The sequence below is a fragment of the Bradyrhizobium sp. 138 genome (assembly GCF_023074075.1).
In the GTDB taxonomy this organism is placed as follows: Bacteria; Pseudomonadota; Alphaproteobacteria; order Rhizobiales; family Xanthobacteraceae; genus Bradyrhizobium.
The window spans coordinates 493,147-507,229 of record NZ_JADPKT010000022.1; the positions used below are offsets into that span (position 1 = coordinate 493,147).

Annotated in this window: 12 protein-coding genes; 7 read left to right on the forward strand and 5 right to left on the reverse strand. The window is 63.6% G+C overall.

Translation table 11 applies throughout. The annotated features are described in order from the left end of the window. Positions 1-15: 15 nt before the first annotated feature. Entirely contained in the window at positions 16-234 is a 219-nt protein-coding gene (locus tag IVA79_RS14105) for a cysteine rich repeat-containing protein (RefSeq protein ID WP_247553684.1), read from the reverse strand. Between the two features lie 40 nt (positions 235-274). Between IVA79_RS14105 and IVA79_RS14110 the strand changes: the two genes are divergently transcribed. Then, positions 275-1,045, forward strand: coding sequence for an exodeoxyribonuclease III (locus IVA79_RS14110; RefSeq protein ID WP_247553685.1), 771 nt, complete (start codon positions 275-277; stop codon positions 1,043-1,045). A 145-nt stretch (positions 1,046-1,190) separates the two neighbouring features. Here IVA79_RS14110 and IVA79_RS14115 read toward each other — a convergent pair whose 3' ends face one another. From IVA79_RS14115 to IVA79_RS14130, 4 genes are read right to left on the reverse strand one after another with little or no spacing between them, the layout of a single operon-like run. Next, complete coding sequence (locus tag IVA79_RS14115; protein ID WP_247553686.1) at positions 1,191-1,562, reverse strand: hypothetical protein; 372 nt, start codon at positions 1,560-1,562, stop codon at positions 1,191-1,193. A 30-nt stretch (positions 1,563-1,592) separates the two neighbouring features. Beyond that, positions 1,593-4,712, reverse strand: coding sequence for an efflux RND transporter permease subunit (locus IVA79_RS14120; protein ID WP_247553687.1), 3,120 nt, complete (start codon positions 4,710-4,712; stop codon positions 1,593-1,595). A gap of 9 nt (positions 4,713-4,721) precedes the next feature. Beyond that, positions 4,722-6,413: an HlyD family efflux transporter periplasmic adaptor subunit gene (locus tag IVA79_RS14125; RefSeq protein ID WP_247553688.1), complete on the reverse strand. Its 1,692-nt coding sequence runs from the start codon at positions 6,411-6,413 to the stop codon at positions 4,722-4,724. Positions 6,414-6,464: 51 nt separating this feature from the next. Then, positions 6,465-6,896 (reverse strand): hypothetical protein, encoded by a 432-nt coding sequence (locus IVA79_RS14130; protein WP_247553770.1) that lies wholly within the window; start codon positions 6,894-6,896, stop codon positions 6,465-6,467. Positions 6,897-7,038: 142 nt separating this feature from the next. Here IVA79_RS14130 and IVA79_RS14135 point away from each other — a divergent pair, with 142 nt between their 5' ends. The 6 genes from IVA79_RS14135 to IVA79_RS14160 all read left to right on the forward strand — a co-directional run bounded on the left by IVA79_RS14135 (position 7,039) and on the right by IVA79_RS14160 (position 13,939). Further along, complete coding sequence (locus IVA79_RS14135; RefSeq protein ID WP_247553690.1) at positions 7,039-7,767, forward strand: sulfite exporter TauE/SafE family protein; 729 nt, start codon at positions 7,039-7,041, stop codon at positions 7,765-7,767. 16 nt (positions 7,768-7,783) lie between these two features. Beyond that, positions 7,784-9,229: a DNA repair protein RadA gene (gene radA / locus IVA79_RS14140; protein WP_247553692.1), complete on the forward strand. Its 1,446-nt coding sequence runs from the start codon at positions 7,784-7,786 to the stop codon at positions 9,227-9,229. A 166-nt stretch (positions 9,230-9,395) separates the two neighbouring features. Continuing rightward, a complete protein-coding gene (locus IVA79_RS14145; protein ID WP_247553694.1) occupies positions 9,396-10,025 on the forward strand; it encodes a CvpA family protein in 630 nt (209 codons plus the stop codon). 27 nt (positions 10,026-10,052) lie between these two features. Then, positions 10,053-11,576, forward strand: a complete 1,524-nt coding sequence (purF, locus tag IVA79_RS14150; protein ID WP_247553696.1) for an amidophosphoribosyltransferase — start codon at positions 10,053-10,055, stop codon at positions 11,574-11,576. Positions 11,577-11,750: 174 nt separating this feature from the next. Then, positions 11,751-12,491: an SDR family NAD(P)-dependent oxidoreductase gene (locus IVA79_RS14155; protein ID WP_247553698.1), complete on the forward strand. Its 741-nt coding sequence runs from the start codon at positions 11,751-11,753 to the stop codon at positions 12,489-12,491. A 221-nt stretch (positions 12,492-12,712) separates the two neighbouring features. Further along, a complete protein-coding gene (locus IVA79_RS14160) occupies positions 12,713-13,939 on the forward strand; it encodes an ABC transporter substrate-binding protein (RefSeq protein ID WP_247553700.1) in 1,227 nt (408 codons plus the stop codon). The last annotated feature ends 144 nt before the right edge of the window (positions 13,940-14,083 follow it).

Consider the following 14,083-nt stretch of genomic DNA (forward strand, 5'->3'; position numbering starts at 1 on the left):
ACAAGGCTGGCTAGCTTACTTCTTCTTCCTGCTATCCAGCGCCGTCTTGCAGGTCGCGCTGAGCTGGTCGCGCTTGGCGTTGAGGCAGGCGACGATGCCGCCACCCGGCGCGATGCCGGCGCAGAATTTGTCATAGTCCGCCTTGCACGCGCCGCGCGTTTCGGCTGACTGTGCCGAAGTGGCCCCGGAGAACGCGACAGCGACGACGATCACGGCAAAGTTCAACTTGGACATTGTGTCTCCGGTATGGGGCGGCAGGAGCCGGCAGCTCTACATGAAGATCGCGACATTCAACATCAACAACATCAACCGCCGCCTGCCCAATCTGTTGGCATGGCTGCGCGCGGCAAAGCCCGATGTCGTCGCACTTCAGGAATTGAAGGCAAGTGATGGCGAATTTCCGGCGGCCGCGATCGGAAAGGCCGGTTATGGCGCGGTGTGGTGTGGACAAAAGACCTGGAACGGCGTCGCCATCCTCGCCCGCAAGGCCGAGCCCATTCTCACCCGCGACCGCTTGCCTGGAAAACCCGACGATCACGAAGTCCGCTACATCGAGGCCGCCGTGCGCGGCATCATCGTCACCAGCATCTATCTGCCCAACGGCAACCCGCAGCCGGGACCGAAATTCGACTACAAGCTCGACTGGTTCGCACGCCTCAGGCGCCACGCCAAAACTTTCATCAAGCAGGACCTGCCGGTCGTGCTCGCCGGCGACTACAACGTCGCGCCCACGGAGATCGACATCTATCCGACGCGCTCATGGGACAAGGATGCCCTGATCCAGCCGAAGAGCCGCGCGGCCTTTGCCTCACTCGTTGAACAAGGCTGGTGCGATGCGATCCGCGAGTTGCATCCGGGCAAGCGCATCTACACCTTCTGGGACTACAAGCGAAACCGCTGGCCGCGCGATGCGGGCCTGCGGCTCGATCATCTCCTGCTCAGCCCTGCCCTCGCCCCGCGTCTGGTCAAAGCCGGCGTCGACAAAACTATCCGCGGCGAGGACGGCGCCAGCGATCACGCGCCGGCATGGGTGGTGTTACGGTGACCCTCACCACAAATTCCTGCCGTCGATGACGGTCACAGGCACCGCATCCAGATCGAAATCGTCGAGCAGGCGCGCATTCGCCTGCTGTCAGCATCTTGCCAGCAGCGAGGAACCAGCCTTGCCCAATGTGGGCCCTGCGGCACCGCTATTCCCCTGCATACCTCGCGGTCAGTGAGTGCCCGTGCAGGCTTCCCGAGAAGACGACGATCGCTTTTGACGAAGGTTCCGCTTGAAGCTTCCCGGTCATCAAGTTCGGACTGGCGGGGACAAGCGGAACTGTCACCGTCTTGCCGCCGTCTTGAATTGTCGCGCGTCCGCGCATGTCCTTTGTCGAAAGCGGCGAGCCGTCGTCGTCTCCCACATAGAAAACGACATCCAGGCCCTTCCGCACAAACTCGATCGGATGCCCTTGCGACTTGACGACCGGACCGCCATTGCTGCCCTTCGTCTGTGCAGCAGCAAGTTGGGGCATGGCGGCGATCAAGGTGACAACGGCCGGGAAGATGTATTTTCGCATCGTTGGTTTCCTTTGGCGGTTGGTGCGGAATCAGTAGGCTTCCGCGGGGGTGAGCATTGCAGCGCGTTCTGCCAGCAAGCGGTCCAGCGGTTTCTTGCCGAGCATCAGAAACAGGATGGGGGTCACGAGGGCATCGAGTGCCGTGGTGCTCAGCAGACCGCCGAAGATCGTAACGGCGACCGGGTGCAGGATTTCGCGGCCCGGTTCGTCCGCGCCGATCAGGAGCGGGGTCAGCGCAAGTCCGGCGCAAAGTGCAGTCATCAAGACGGGGCTGAGGCGTTCCATGCTGCCCCGGACGATCAGGCCAGTCCCGAAACGCTCGCCTTCGTGGATGGCCAGATTGATGTAGTGGGAGATCTTCAGAATGCCGTTGCGCGCGGAGATGCCCGCAAGGGTGATGAAGCCGATCATCGACGCAACCGACAATGGCTGACCAGCGATCTTTAGACCAGCCACGCTGCCGATCAGGGCCAAGGGAATGCCGCCCATGATGATGAACGCCAAGGCTAATGATCGGTACCGGCTGTAGAGAACGATGAAGATCATTGTCAACGATGCGAGCGACAGGATGCCGATGCGCCAGGAGGCCTCCTGCTGCGCCTTGAATGCACCCTCGAGACTGGTGGTGTAGCCCTGCGGGAAATCCAGCTGCGAAACGGCTCTTTGGATATCGGCGGCAATGGCGGCGATGTCGCGGCGACCGTCACCATTGCCATAGATCACGATTCTGCGTTGAGTCCCCTCGCGCTGGATCTGGTTCGGACCATCGGTCTCGACGACCTCGGCCAGCACGCTCAGCGGCACGAATTCAAGGCCGGTCGGGATGAGAAGGTGCTGCAGTCCAGTCGTCGATCGGTCCTGCTCCGAAAGGCGCATCACGACGTCGAAGCGGCGATTGCCGTCCACGATCTGGGAGACCTTTCGGCCGTTCGACAGCGTATCGAGCGCCTGTGTGATCGCGGCCGGCGTCAAGCCATGAAGAGCGGCGCGGGCATGATCGACCTGGACCCGCACCTGGGGAATGAGGACCTGCTTCTCGACCTGAAGATCGACCAGCCCCGGAATCGTCGAGAGGCGCTGGCGCGACGTTTCGGCCAGCCGTCGTAGCATCTCAATGTCCTGCCCGTAGATCTTGAGCACGATCTGGGCGCGGATACCCGATTGAAGATGATCGAGCCGGTGACTGATGGGCTGCCCGATAGCAACCGACGCCGGCAACCCCGATAGAGCTTCGCGCATGTCCGCGTAGATGTCCGCCTTCTCACGCTTCGACCGAACGAGATCGACATCCATTTCGCTGTAATGGACGCCCTCGGCGTGTTCATCGAGCTCCGCGCGGCCGGTGCGGCGGCCGACGGATTTCACTTCCGGCACCTTTGCAATCAATTGCTCGGCCAGCAATCCGAGCCGGTGCGATTCAGCGAGCGAAATGCCAGGATTGTATTGCAGCGACAGAACAAGCGTCCCTTCGTTGAAGGGCGGTAGAAAACTGCGTGGCATGAGGCTTGCCGCGTAGAAGGCCATCACGACCGCTGCCGCGACCGAGCCGAGCACAAGTCCGCGCCGCGCGAATGCCCAGCCAAGCAGGCGTTGGTACGCCTGCTTCAACCCACGCACGACGGCACTTTCGCTCTCGCCTGAATGAGCTCGCCCGGAAAGCAGATAGTAGGACAAGACAGGCGTTACCGTTACCGAGGTTAGCAGCGATGCGAGTATCGACACCACATAGGCAATGCCGAGTGGCGTGAACAGCCGGCCTTCGATTCCTGGAAGTGCGAACAATGGCACGAAGACGAGGACGATGATCATCGTCGCATAGATGATACCGGAGCGGACTTCCTGGCTCGCTTGAGCGATCACTTCGAGAACAGGCCGCGGCGCGGCTGAAGCGGCATTCTCCCGCAGGCGCCGCAGGATGTTCTCGACATCCACCACGGCATCGTCGACCAGCTCGCCAATGGCGATGGCAAGGCCGCCGAGGGTCATCGTGTTGATCGTGAGGCCGAAGGCGCGGAATACCAGGGCGGTGACGAGGATCGATAGCGGAATGGCTGTGAGCGAGACGAACGCGGCCCGTCCATTCATCAAAAAAATGAAGAGAACCACCGCGACAACAACGGCCGCCTCGACCAGAACCCGCTGGACATTATGGATCGACGTCTCGATGAAGGTGGCCTGACGGAATTGAACGTTGGTGACGCTGATCCCTGCTCGCATGGTACGTTGCAGATCGGCGAGCGTCGTCTCGATATTCCGGGTCAAGGCGACCGTGTCCGCCGCCGGTTGCTTCATCACGCTGACGATGACTGCCGGCTTCCCATTGTAGCCGGCGTCACCCCGCTTGGTGCGCGCGGCAAAATCCACCTTTGCGACCTGCTTCAACAGGATCGGCTGCCTATCCTGTGTCGCAACGACGGTGTTGCCGAGGTCCTCGATTTGCTTGGTGAGGCCGACGTTGCGGATCAGATATTCGCGGCCGTGCTGGTCCACGAACCCGCCACCGCTGTTGGTGCCGAATCTGGCCACCGCCTGCTCGATCTGGTCATGGGTGATGCCGAGGGCCTGCATGGTCGCGATGTTCGGGCTGACCCGGTACTGTCGAACTTCTCCACCGATCGGAATGACCTGAGCCACTCCCGGAATGGCAAGCAATTGCGGGCGGACGACGAAGTCTGCGATCTCGCGAACTTCCATGGGGGAAGCTCTGCCGTCGCTGGTCAGCGCGATCAGCATGATTTCACCCATGATCGACGTCACCGGCCCCATCTGCGGATTGACGGAGGACGGCAGTTGCTCGCGGATCAGCGCCAGCCGTTCTGAAACGAACTGTCGGGCGCGGTAGACGTCCACCCCCCAGTCGAACTCGACATAGACGATTGAGAGTCCGACGCCCGAGACCGACCGGACACGAATGACACCAGGCATGCCGTTCATCGACGTTTCGATCGGAAACGTCACAAGCTGTTCGACCTCCTGAGGCGCCAGTCCTTCGGCCTCGGTCAGAATATTGACGGTCGGACGGTTGATGTCGGGCAGAACGTCGACGGAAATGCTCGGCAGGACAAGCAGGCCATAGCCGACAAGCACGGCAGCAGCCGCCAGCACGAACAGGCGATTTCGCAGGCTCGCCGTGACGATGAGCTTGAACATGCGCGGCTCCTACCGGATCTGGTTGATGAGGTCGGTGCCGCGGACGACAATACGCTCACCTCCGCTGAGGCCGGATACAATCATCACGCGTGCGGCGTCCACCGGAAGAACCCGTATCGGGTGTGGCTCGAAACGCTCGGCGGCCGTGTGCAGCCAGACAATGTTCTCCCCGTTGCTGCTTCGCGCGACAGCGTCGCGTGGAAAGATCAGGCCGGAGACGGACGCGCCGCTCTGAAGCATCACGTTCAGCGGTTGGCCGATGTTGAGACCTGCCGGCGGCTCCGGAATGGCGAACTGAACGACGGACGCATGCTGCCGCAATGCGCGGCTCGTTCCGACATAAGACAGCGCAATCGTCTGTCCGTTGGGCGTGATCACCGTCGCCGCGTCGGGAGCCTTCAGCCCGATGTCCTCATAGGCCAGCGCTTCAACCCACAGGCTCCCGGGGTCGGCGATCTGGAAGAGAATGTCCTGCGGCTGAATCACCTGCCCCGGCACGACCTTGGCCGCGGTGATGATGCCATCGGTGGATGCGCGCAACTCCTCAAAGCCGGTGCGGGAGTTGCGAACGGTTTCGCGGCGCGCCCGCAGCCCTTCCAGCTCGCTTTCGAGGTCGTTGACTTGCCCCTGCGGCACCGCACCGCGCTCTGCCAATGGCCGCAGGCGGCGGAGCTTGTTCTCGGTGATTGCCATCAACTGTTCGATCTCGCCGACCTTTTCGAGAATCGTCGTGCGGTCCGCGACCGGTAAATGCGGCTCGATCTGGATGAGAACGTCGCCTTTCGCGACCGTTTGCCCGATGCGCGGTATCGCGCCGCCATTTGGAACGACGCGGCCGCCATAGATGCTTTGCACGATGCTGCTGCGGTTTGGATCGGCGATGACGCGGCCGATCAGGTTGACGGCGGGGCGGATCGTCTGCAGTTCGGCCACCGCAGTGCGGACATCAAGCAACCGCTGAGTGGATTTGGCGGCGAAGGCGGAGCCGTCTTGCAGGCGCCTCGGCGCATCGCTCAGCGCCGGTGGTTCGGGTGGACCAGCAGAGTTCGCACCGGTCTGACCTTCGTCAAACGACGCCGCGGCGAGAACAACTGCTATGGCCGACACCACCGCCGAGACTGTCGCCGCAATTCTGCGGCCCGACCGTAGTGAATAGCCCAAAAGCAGACCAAAGCCGGCAGCAGCAACGGCAAACGCTGTCACGAGACGACTGGAGGAAAGCCAGCCATGCTCATACGCTCGAGGCGGACTGGCCGGCTGCGGCGCGGCCAGTGAGTCCACCAGGAGATCGTCGCCCTTTTGGGCGGACACCGAGAAGATGATTTCCACCGATCCGGCTGGCCGCCCAGGCATGGCAAATGTGTAGAAACCGCGTCCTGCTTTCGAGGCTTCGACGGCGGCGGAATCGCCGATTGTCACCTGCAAGGTGGCATCCGAGACCGGCTCGTTGGTGACGGCATCGTCAAGGTAGATCGAAAGCTGGTTGTCCCTGAGGATCCCGACGATCTCGTAAAGCTCGGATCGCGCAGCGACCCTCGGATAAGCGGATGACACCACGGGAGCCTTGTCGGCCTCTCCGTGGTCGTGCCCCTCATGTGCGCTGGAGCGGGCGCAGCCAAGCATCAAGCTCGCCAGGCATGCGAGGACCGCCAGGCCAAGCCGCGCGAGCCGCCCTTTCGGGCAGCACTGTATCGTCAACATGGAAAATCCCTTCAGACATGCGAAACGGCGGCGGCCGGAAGGCCGCCCGAATTACGCGATGCTGAGGGTACTCGGTGGCCGGATCAGACCTTCGGGCCTGATGCCGTCGATGGCCCGCACGGCCGGCAATTCGACAGGACCAAGCAAGGCGAACAGGCTTGCCAGAACGGCCCATTCGGGCGACGCGATCGAGGTGCCAAATATGCTCCAGGTCAGGTTTGGACCACCATCATCATCGTGGTCCGGCGCGTCGTGAACATGGCCTTCGGCATTGTCGCCGCCATGCGAGTGAACGTGACCCGCGAGCAGATCATGAAAATGCACGGAACCGCTCAACGCGACGGCCGGCTCCGGCATGGCACCCAGGGCAGCTTCCGCCTGAGACACCGAAATCAGGGTGCCTTGAAGTACAAAGGCCGAAATCGCCAGGAACATGGTTGTTCTGGCGATATGGCGAAGGCGTTGAAAAAGGCCGTGCAGCACAGCGAACAATTAGGAGATTTTCACTGACGTTTCAAGGCGACGCCCAGCGCGTCTATCTTCTCCCGGCGCGGCAAGCACCACGCAGCGCGGATCGCCCGCATCGCTGGCCACGGCTAAACTCTCCCGATTCGTGGAGACTGCCTTGGCCTTGCTCTTCGTCCTCGCCGTCGGCCTCATCGCCGGCACCATCTCAGGCATCGTCGGCACAGGCTCGTCGATCATGCTGATGCCGGTGCTGGTCTATGCCTATGGACCGAAGGAAGCGGTGCCGATCATGGCGGTGGCTTCCGTGATGGCGAATTTTTCGCGCATCCTGGCCTGGTGGCGCGAGGTCGACTGGTGGGCCTGCGCGGCCTATTCGGTGACGGGCATTCCGGCGGCTGCGCTGGGCGCGCGGACGCTGCTGGCGCTGCCTGCGCATGCCGTCGATATCTCCATCGGCGTCTTCCTGATCGCGATGGTGCCGGTGCGGCACTGGCTGGCGCGGCACGACCTCAAGGCCAATCTCTGGCACCTCGCGGTCGGCGGCGCCGTCATCGGCTATCTCACCGGCATCGTGGTCTCGACCGGCCCGCTCAGCGTGCCGCTGTTCCTGTTCTACGGGCTCAGCAAGGGCGCCTTCCTCGCAACCGAAGCGGCCTCGTCGCTCGGTCTCTACTTCGCGAAGTCCGTGACCTTCGAACGTTTCGGCGCCCTGACCGGCGACGTTTTCATCAAGGGCCTGGTCGCGGGTTCCTCGCTGATGTCGGGCGCCTTCATCGCGAAGCGCTTCGTACTGCACCTCAAGCCGGAAACCTTCCGCCTGGTGATGGACGCGATCATGGTCGCGGCCGGGCTCTCCATGCTATGGAACGCGACGCACTCCCCCTGAGCATGATTGACGCCCCATGGCCAAGAACACCCTTTCCTTCGTCTGCCAGAACTGCGGCGCGGCCTATAACCGCTGGCAGGGCAAGTGCGAGTCCTGCGGCGAGTGGAATACGCTCGCTGAAGAAGACACCAGCGGCAGCGTGCCGGTGTCGATCCGCTCCAGGCGCAAGGGCCGGACGTTTGCTTTGGAGAGCCTCGCCGGAAAGAGCCCGGATGCGCCGCGCCTGTCGTCAGGGTTGAGCGAGCTCGACCGCGTCACCGGCGGCGGCTTCGTGCGCGGTTCGGTGCTGCTGGTGGGCGGCGATCCCGGCATCGGCAAATCGACGCTGCTGACGCAGGCGACCAGCCTCTTGGCACGCGCCGGCCACCGCGTCGTCTACATCTCCGGCGAAGAGGCGGTCGCGCAGGTGCGCCTGCGCGCCGAACGGCTCGGCCTGTCGGACGCACCGGTGCAGCTCGCGGCTGAAACGTCGGTCGAGGACATCGTCTCGACGCTGTCGGAGGGCGCGGTGCCCCGGCTGATCGTGATCGATTCGATCCAGACCATGTGGACCGACACGGTGGAATCGGCGCCCGGCACGGTGACGCAGGTGCGCGCCTCGGCGCAGGCACTGATCCGTTTTGCCAAGAAGACGGGCGCGGCCATCATCCTGGTCGGCCACGTCACCAAGGACGGCCAGATCGCAGGCCCCCGCGTGGTCGAGCACATGGTCGACGCCGTGATGTCGTTCGAGGGCGAAGGCTCGCAGCAATTCCGCATCCTGCGCGCCGTGAAGAACCGGTTCGGCCCGACCGACGAGATCGGCGTGTTCGAGATGACCGGCCTCGGCCTGCGCGAAGTCACCAACCCCTCGGAGCTGTTCCTGTCCGAGCGCGATCTCGGCACGCCCGGCACCGCAGTCTTCGCGGGTATCGAAGGCACGCGGCCCGTTCTGGTCGAATTGCAGGCGCTGGTGGCGCCGACCTCGCTCGGTACGCCCAGGCGCGCGGTGGTCGGCTGGGATCCGAGCCGGCTGTCGATGGTCCTGGCGGTGCTGGAGGCCCATTGCGGGGTCAAGCTGTCCGGCCACGACGTCTATCTGAACGTCGCCGGCGGCCTGCGCATCAACGAGCCGGCGGCGGACCTTGCCGCCGCGGCGGCGCTGGTGTCGTCCTTGGTTAATGCGCAATTGCCGACCGATGCGGTCTATTTCGGCGAGATCTCGCTGTCCGGCGTGGTGCGTCCGGTGGCACAGACCCCGGCCCGGCTGAAGGAAGCGGCAAAACTCGGCTTTCAGCGCGCCGTGCTGCCCGAATCGGCCCGCGGTGAGACCGGCGGCGATGCCGGATTGTCGCTGAATGCGGTCAACAGCCTGACGACATTGGTGGCCGAGATCGCGGCCCGCGGCTCCCGCCGGGGCGAATCGAACGCGCCGGCAGAGAAAAATGCCACACCGGCAAGATTCCGCCGTGGAGAGGGTTAGGTGGAGGTGACGCCGGAGGCCCCCGCCGCTATACAGCCGTCACAAAAGCAGCATGGGATTGCGTGGTTGCGGCCTTGCCGGGAACGCCGTCTGCCCCTCTTTTAAGGCAGCGGCCCAACACCGATTCGCCAAGCACCTTTGAAGTACGAGCGGACCAGACCAGCCGATGCCAGTTACCATCCTCGACCTGATCCTGCTCGGTGTGATGCTGATTTCGGGCCTGCTTGCCTTGGTCCGCGGCTTCATGCGCGAAATCCTGTCGATCGCGGCCTGGGGTGCCGCGGCGATCGTGACATTGTACTCATTCTCGAAACTGCTGCCGACCGCAAAGACCTACTTCAATAACGACACAGTCGCGACCGTGGTCGTGATCGCCGGCGTATTCGTCGGCACCCTTATCGTGGTCTCCGTGATCACGGTCCGGATCTCCGACATGATCCTGGATTCGCGCATCGGCGCGCTGGATCGCACCCTGGGTTTCCTGTTCGGCCTCGCTCGCGGCCTTTTGATCGTGGTTGTCGCCTACCAGTTCTTCATCTGGCTGGTTCCCGACAAGCAGCAGCCGGATTGGGTCCGCGGGGCAAAGTCCCGAACCGTGCTCGATTCGACCGGTGATTGGCTGAAGTCGCTCTTGCCGGATGACCCCGAGAACACCATCTTGAAGAGATTCAAGAAAAACAAACCAGATGATGATCAAGCTGATTCCGAGCAGCAGCCTTCGGGCAGTGGCGACGGATACAGTAAACCTGCTCGTGACAGTTTGAAGAAACTGATCGAGAAACCTGCGGCGCGTTGATTGCCCCTAAAAGGAGGCGTGGACGAGATGCGACACCCTGACCAGGACGCCCAACTTGATCTCGATCCGAACGCAGGTCCGGGCCCGGCCGCGCTGGAGGTTCAGGACGATCTGGAGGGGGATACGCTTCGCGAGGAATGCGGCGTCTTCGGCATCCACGGTCACCCCGACGCCGCCGCCATCACCGCGCTCGGCCTGCATGCCCTTCAGCACCGCGGCCAGGAAGCCGCCGGCATCGTCTCCTACGACGGCAGCCGTTTTCACAGTGAACGCCGGCTCGGCCTCGTCGGCGACACCTTCTCCCGCCGCGAGGTGATCGACCGCCTGCCCGGCAACATGGCCGTCGGCCATGTCCGCTATTCCACCACCGGCGCCACCATCCTGCGCAACGTGCAGCCGCTGTTCGCCGAGCTCAATGCCGGCGGCCTTGCCGTCGCCCATAACGGCAACCTCACCAACGGCCTGACGCTGCGCCGCGAGCTCGTGAAGAGCGGCGCGATGATGCAGTCGACCACCGACACCGAGGTGATCCTGCATCTGGTCGCGCGCTCCAGGCGCAGCCGCTTCATCGAGCGCTATGTCGATGCGCTGCGCGAGATCGAAGGCGCCTACGCGCTGGTCTCGCTGACCAACAAGAAGCTGGTCGGCGCGCGCGATCCGCGCGGCATCCGCCCCTTGGTGCTCGGCGAGCTCGACGGCTGCCCAATCCTGACCTCGGAGACCTGCGCGCTCGACATCATCGGCGCGCGCTTCATCCGCGACATCGAGCCGGGTGAAGTCATCGTGTTCGACGAGAACGGCCAGGACATCCACAAGCCGTTCCCGCCGATGGCGCCGCGTCCCTGCATCTTCGAATACATCTATTTCGCCCGTCCGGATTCCGTCGTGCACGGCCGCTCGGTCTACGAGGTGCGCAAGGCCTTCGGTGCCCAGCTCGCGCGCGAGAGCCACGTGCCGATCGACGTCGTCGTGCCGGTGCCGGATTCCGGCGTGCCTGCCGCGGTCGGCTACAGCCAGCATTCCGGCGTGCCGTTCGAGCTCGGCATCATCCGCAACCATTATGTCGGCCGCACCTTCATCCAGCCGACGCAGGCGATCCGCGAATCCGGCGTGCGCATGAAGCACTCGGCCAACCGCGCCGCGATCGAAGGCAAGCGCATCATCCTGATCGACGACTCGCTGGTGCGCGGCACCACCTCGAAGAAGATCGTGCGCATGATGCGCGATGCCGGCGCCAAGGAAGTGCACTTCCGCCTCGCCTCGCCGCCGATCCTCTACCCGGATTATTACGGCATCGACCTGCCCGACCGCGGCGGTCTTCTTGCGGCGACGCATTCGCTGGAGGAGATGCGCGAGATCATCGGCGCCGACTCGCTCGCCTTCCTGTCGATCGACGGCATGTACCGCGCCATGGGCGAGCCCGGCCGCGACCCCGCCAATCCGAAATTCTCGGATCATTGTTTTACCGGGGCGTATCCGACCCACCTCACCGACCAGACCCAGACCGAGCAGCAGCCGCGGCAATTGTCGCTGCTGGCGGAAGCGAGCTGACGGCTCGACTGTCATTCCGGGGCGCGCAAAGCGCGAACGAAGGTGCGCACTTGCGCACCTGAGAATCTCGACGTCGTTTTGCAAGCCCTGGATTCCGGGTTCGATGCTTCGCATCGCCCCGGAATGACAGTCGCGGGGGCTTGTCCCAACCATCCACGGCTGTAAAACCCCGCCATGACAAAACTTCTTGCCGACCGCATCGCTCTCGTCACCGGCGCCTCGCGCGGCATCGGCCATGCCACCGCCCTCGCGCTGGCGAAGGCCGGGGCGCATATCGTGGCGGTGGCGCGCACGCAGGGCGGGCTCGAGGAACTCGACGACGAGATCCGCAAACTCGGTGGCAGCGCCACCCTGGTGCCGCTCAACCTCACCGATTCCGACGGCATCGCACGGTTAGGGGCCGGCCTGCACGAGCGCTACGGCAAGCTCGACATCCTCGTCGGCAATGCCGGCGTGCTCGGCCCCTCCTCGCCGGTCGGCCATATCGAGCTCAAGACCTTCAACGACGTGATGGCCGTCAATGTCTCCGCGAACTTCCAGCTGATCCGCTGCATGGAGCCCCTGCTCAAGCAATCCGACGCGGGGCGCGCCCTGTTCATCACCTCGGGCGCCGCCAACAAGGCGACCGCCTATGTCAGCCCCTACGCGGCGTCCAAGGCCGCGCTGGAGACGCTGGCCCGTGCCTGGGCACAGGAGACCGCGAACACGAAGCTGCGCGTCAATCTGTTCAATCCGGGGCCGGTCCGCACCCGCATGCGCGCCACACTGATGCCGGGCGAAGACCCGGCGACGCTCGATACACCCGAACAGGTCGCCGAACTCATCGTGCCGATGTGCGCGCCTGATTGGACCGAGACCGGCAAGTTCTACGACTACAAGACCCGCAGCCTGATGAGCTTCCGCGCGCCGGCCTGATTGACCGGAAAGCGCATTCAGAACATTCAAGCTGACATCGGACGCACTCAAATAGCGTCTTGACGCATGTTGCCCAAAAGTTAACCGAGCGATGACGCTACGACGCAGCGCCATCCGGCTTTAGGTGCATTGCGGGCAGCCGTGGGACAGGCTAGAGCCATCAGATGGAACAAGGCTCCGCAGAGAGCCGTCCGCATATTTGACAATGGAGGAAACTTTTCATGACGACGACGTTCGCACGCCGCTCCGCGGCCCTTCTGGCCTGTGCCGCCTTCGGTTTTGCCACATCTGCTTTCGCGCAGGACAAGACCGTCAAGATCGGCGTGCTCAACGACATGTCGAGCCTCTATGCCGACATCGGCGGCCCGAACTCGGTCGCAGCCGTGAAAATGGCGGTCGAAGATTCCGGTCTGAAGGCCAAGGGCTGGACCATCGAGGTCCTCTCCGGCGATCACCAGAACAAGCCCGACATCGGTGTCAACATCGCCCGGCAATGGATCGACTCCGACAAGGTCGACGCCATCGCCGACACGCCGAGCTCCGGCGTTGCGCTTGCGGTGAGCAACCTCGTCAAGGAAAAGAACTCGGTGCTGCTCAATTCGGGCGCGGCCACCGCTGACCTCACCGGCAAGGCCTGCACGCCCAACACCGTCTCCTTCACCTACGACACCTACATGCTCGCCAACGGCACCGGCAAGGCGCTGACCAAGGCGGGCGGCGACAGCTGGTTCTTCCTCACCGCGGATTATGCCTTCGGCCATGCGCTGGAGCGCGACACCAGCGCGGTCGTCACGGCCACGGGCGGCAAGGTGCTCGGCGGCGTCAAGCACCCGCTGAACACGGCGGACTTTTCCTCCTTCCTGCTCCAGGCGCAATCGTCGAAGGCTAAGATCATCGGCCTCGCCAATGCGGGCGGCGACACCACCAACGCCATCAAGCAGGCGGCCGAGTTCGGCATCGTCCAGGGCGGTCAGAAGCTCGCCGCGCTGCTGCTGTTCATCAACGACGTGCACTCGCTCGGCCTGAAGACCGCGCAGGGCCTGACGTTCACCGAGTCGTTCTATTGGGACCTCAACGACCAGACCCGCGAATGGTCGAAGCGCTTCCAGAAGGTCTCGCCCAAGGGCTCGATGCCCTCGATGACCGTTGCCGGCCTCTATGCCGAGATCCTGCATTACCTGAAGGCGATGGACGCGCTCGGCAGCAATCCGCATGATGGCGCCAAAGTCGTCGCCAAGATGAAGGAGCTGCCGACCGACGACCCGCTGTTCGGCAAGGGCCCGCTGCGCGAGGACGGCCGCCGCCTGATCCCGGCCTATCTGTTCGAGGTGAAGAAGCCCGAGGAGTCGAAGGGACCGTGGGATTATTACAAACTGGTCGCCACCATCGCACCGGAAGACGCGGCCAAGCCGCTCAAGGACAGCGATTGCCCGCTGGTGAAGAAGTAAGAAGCGTAGGGTGGGTTAGCCCTGCGGCTGAGCGAAGCGAAGTCCGCATGGCGTAACCCACCACGACTGTCTCCGCAGAAATCAAAGAGGTGGGTTACGCCCTGAGATCGCGCTTCGCGCAATCGCAGGGCTAACCCACCCTAC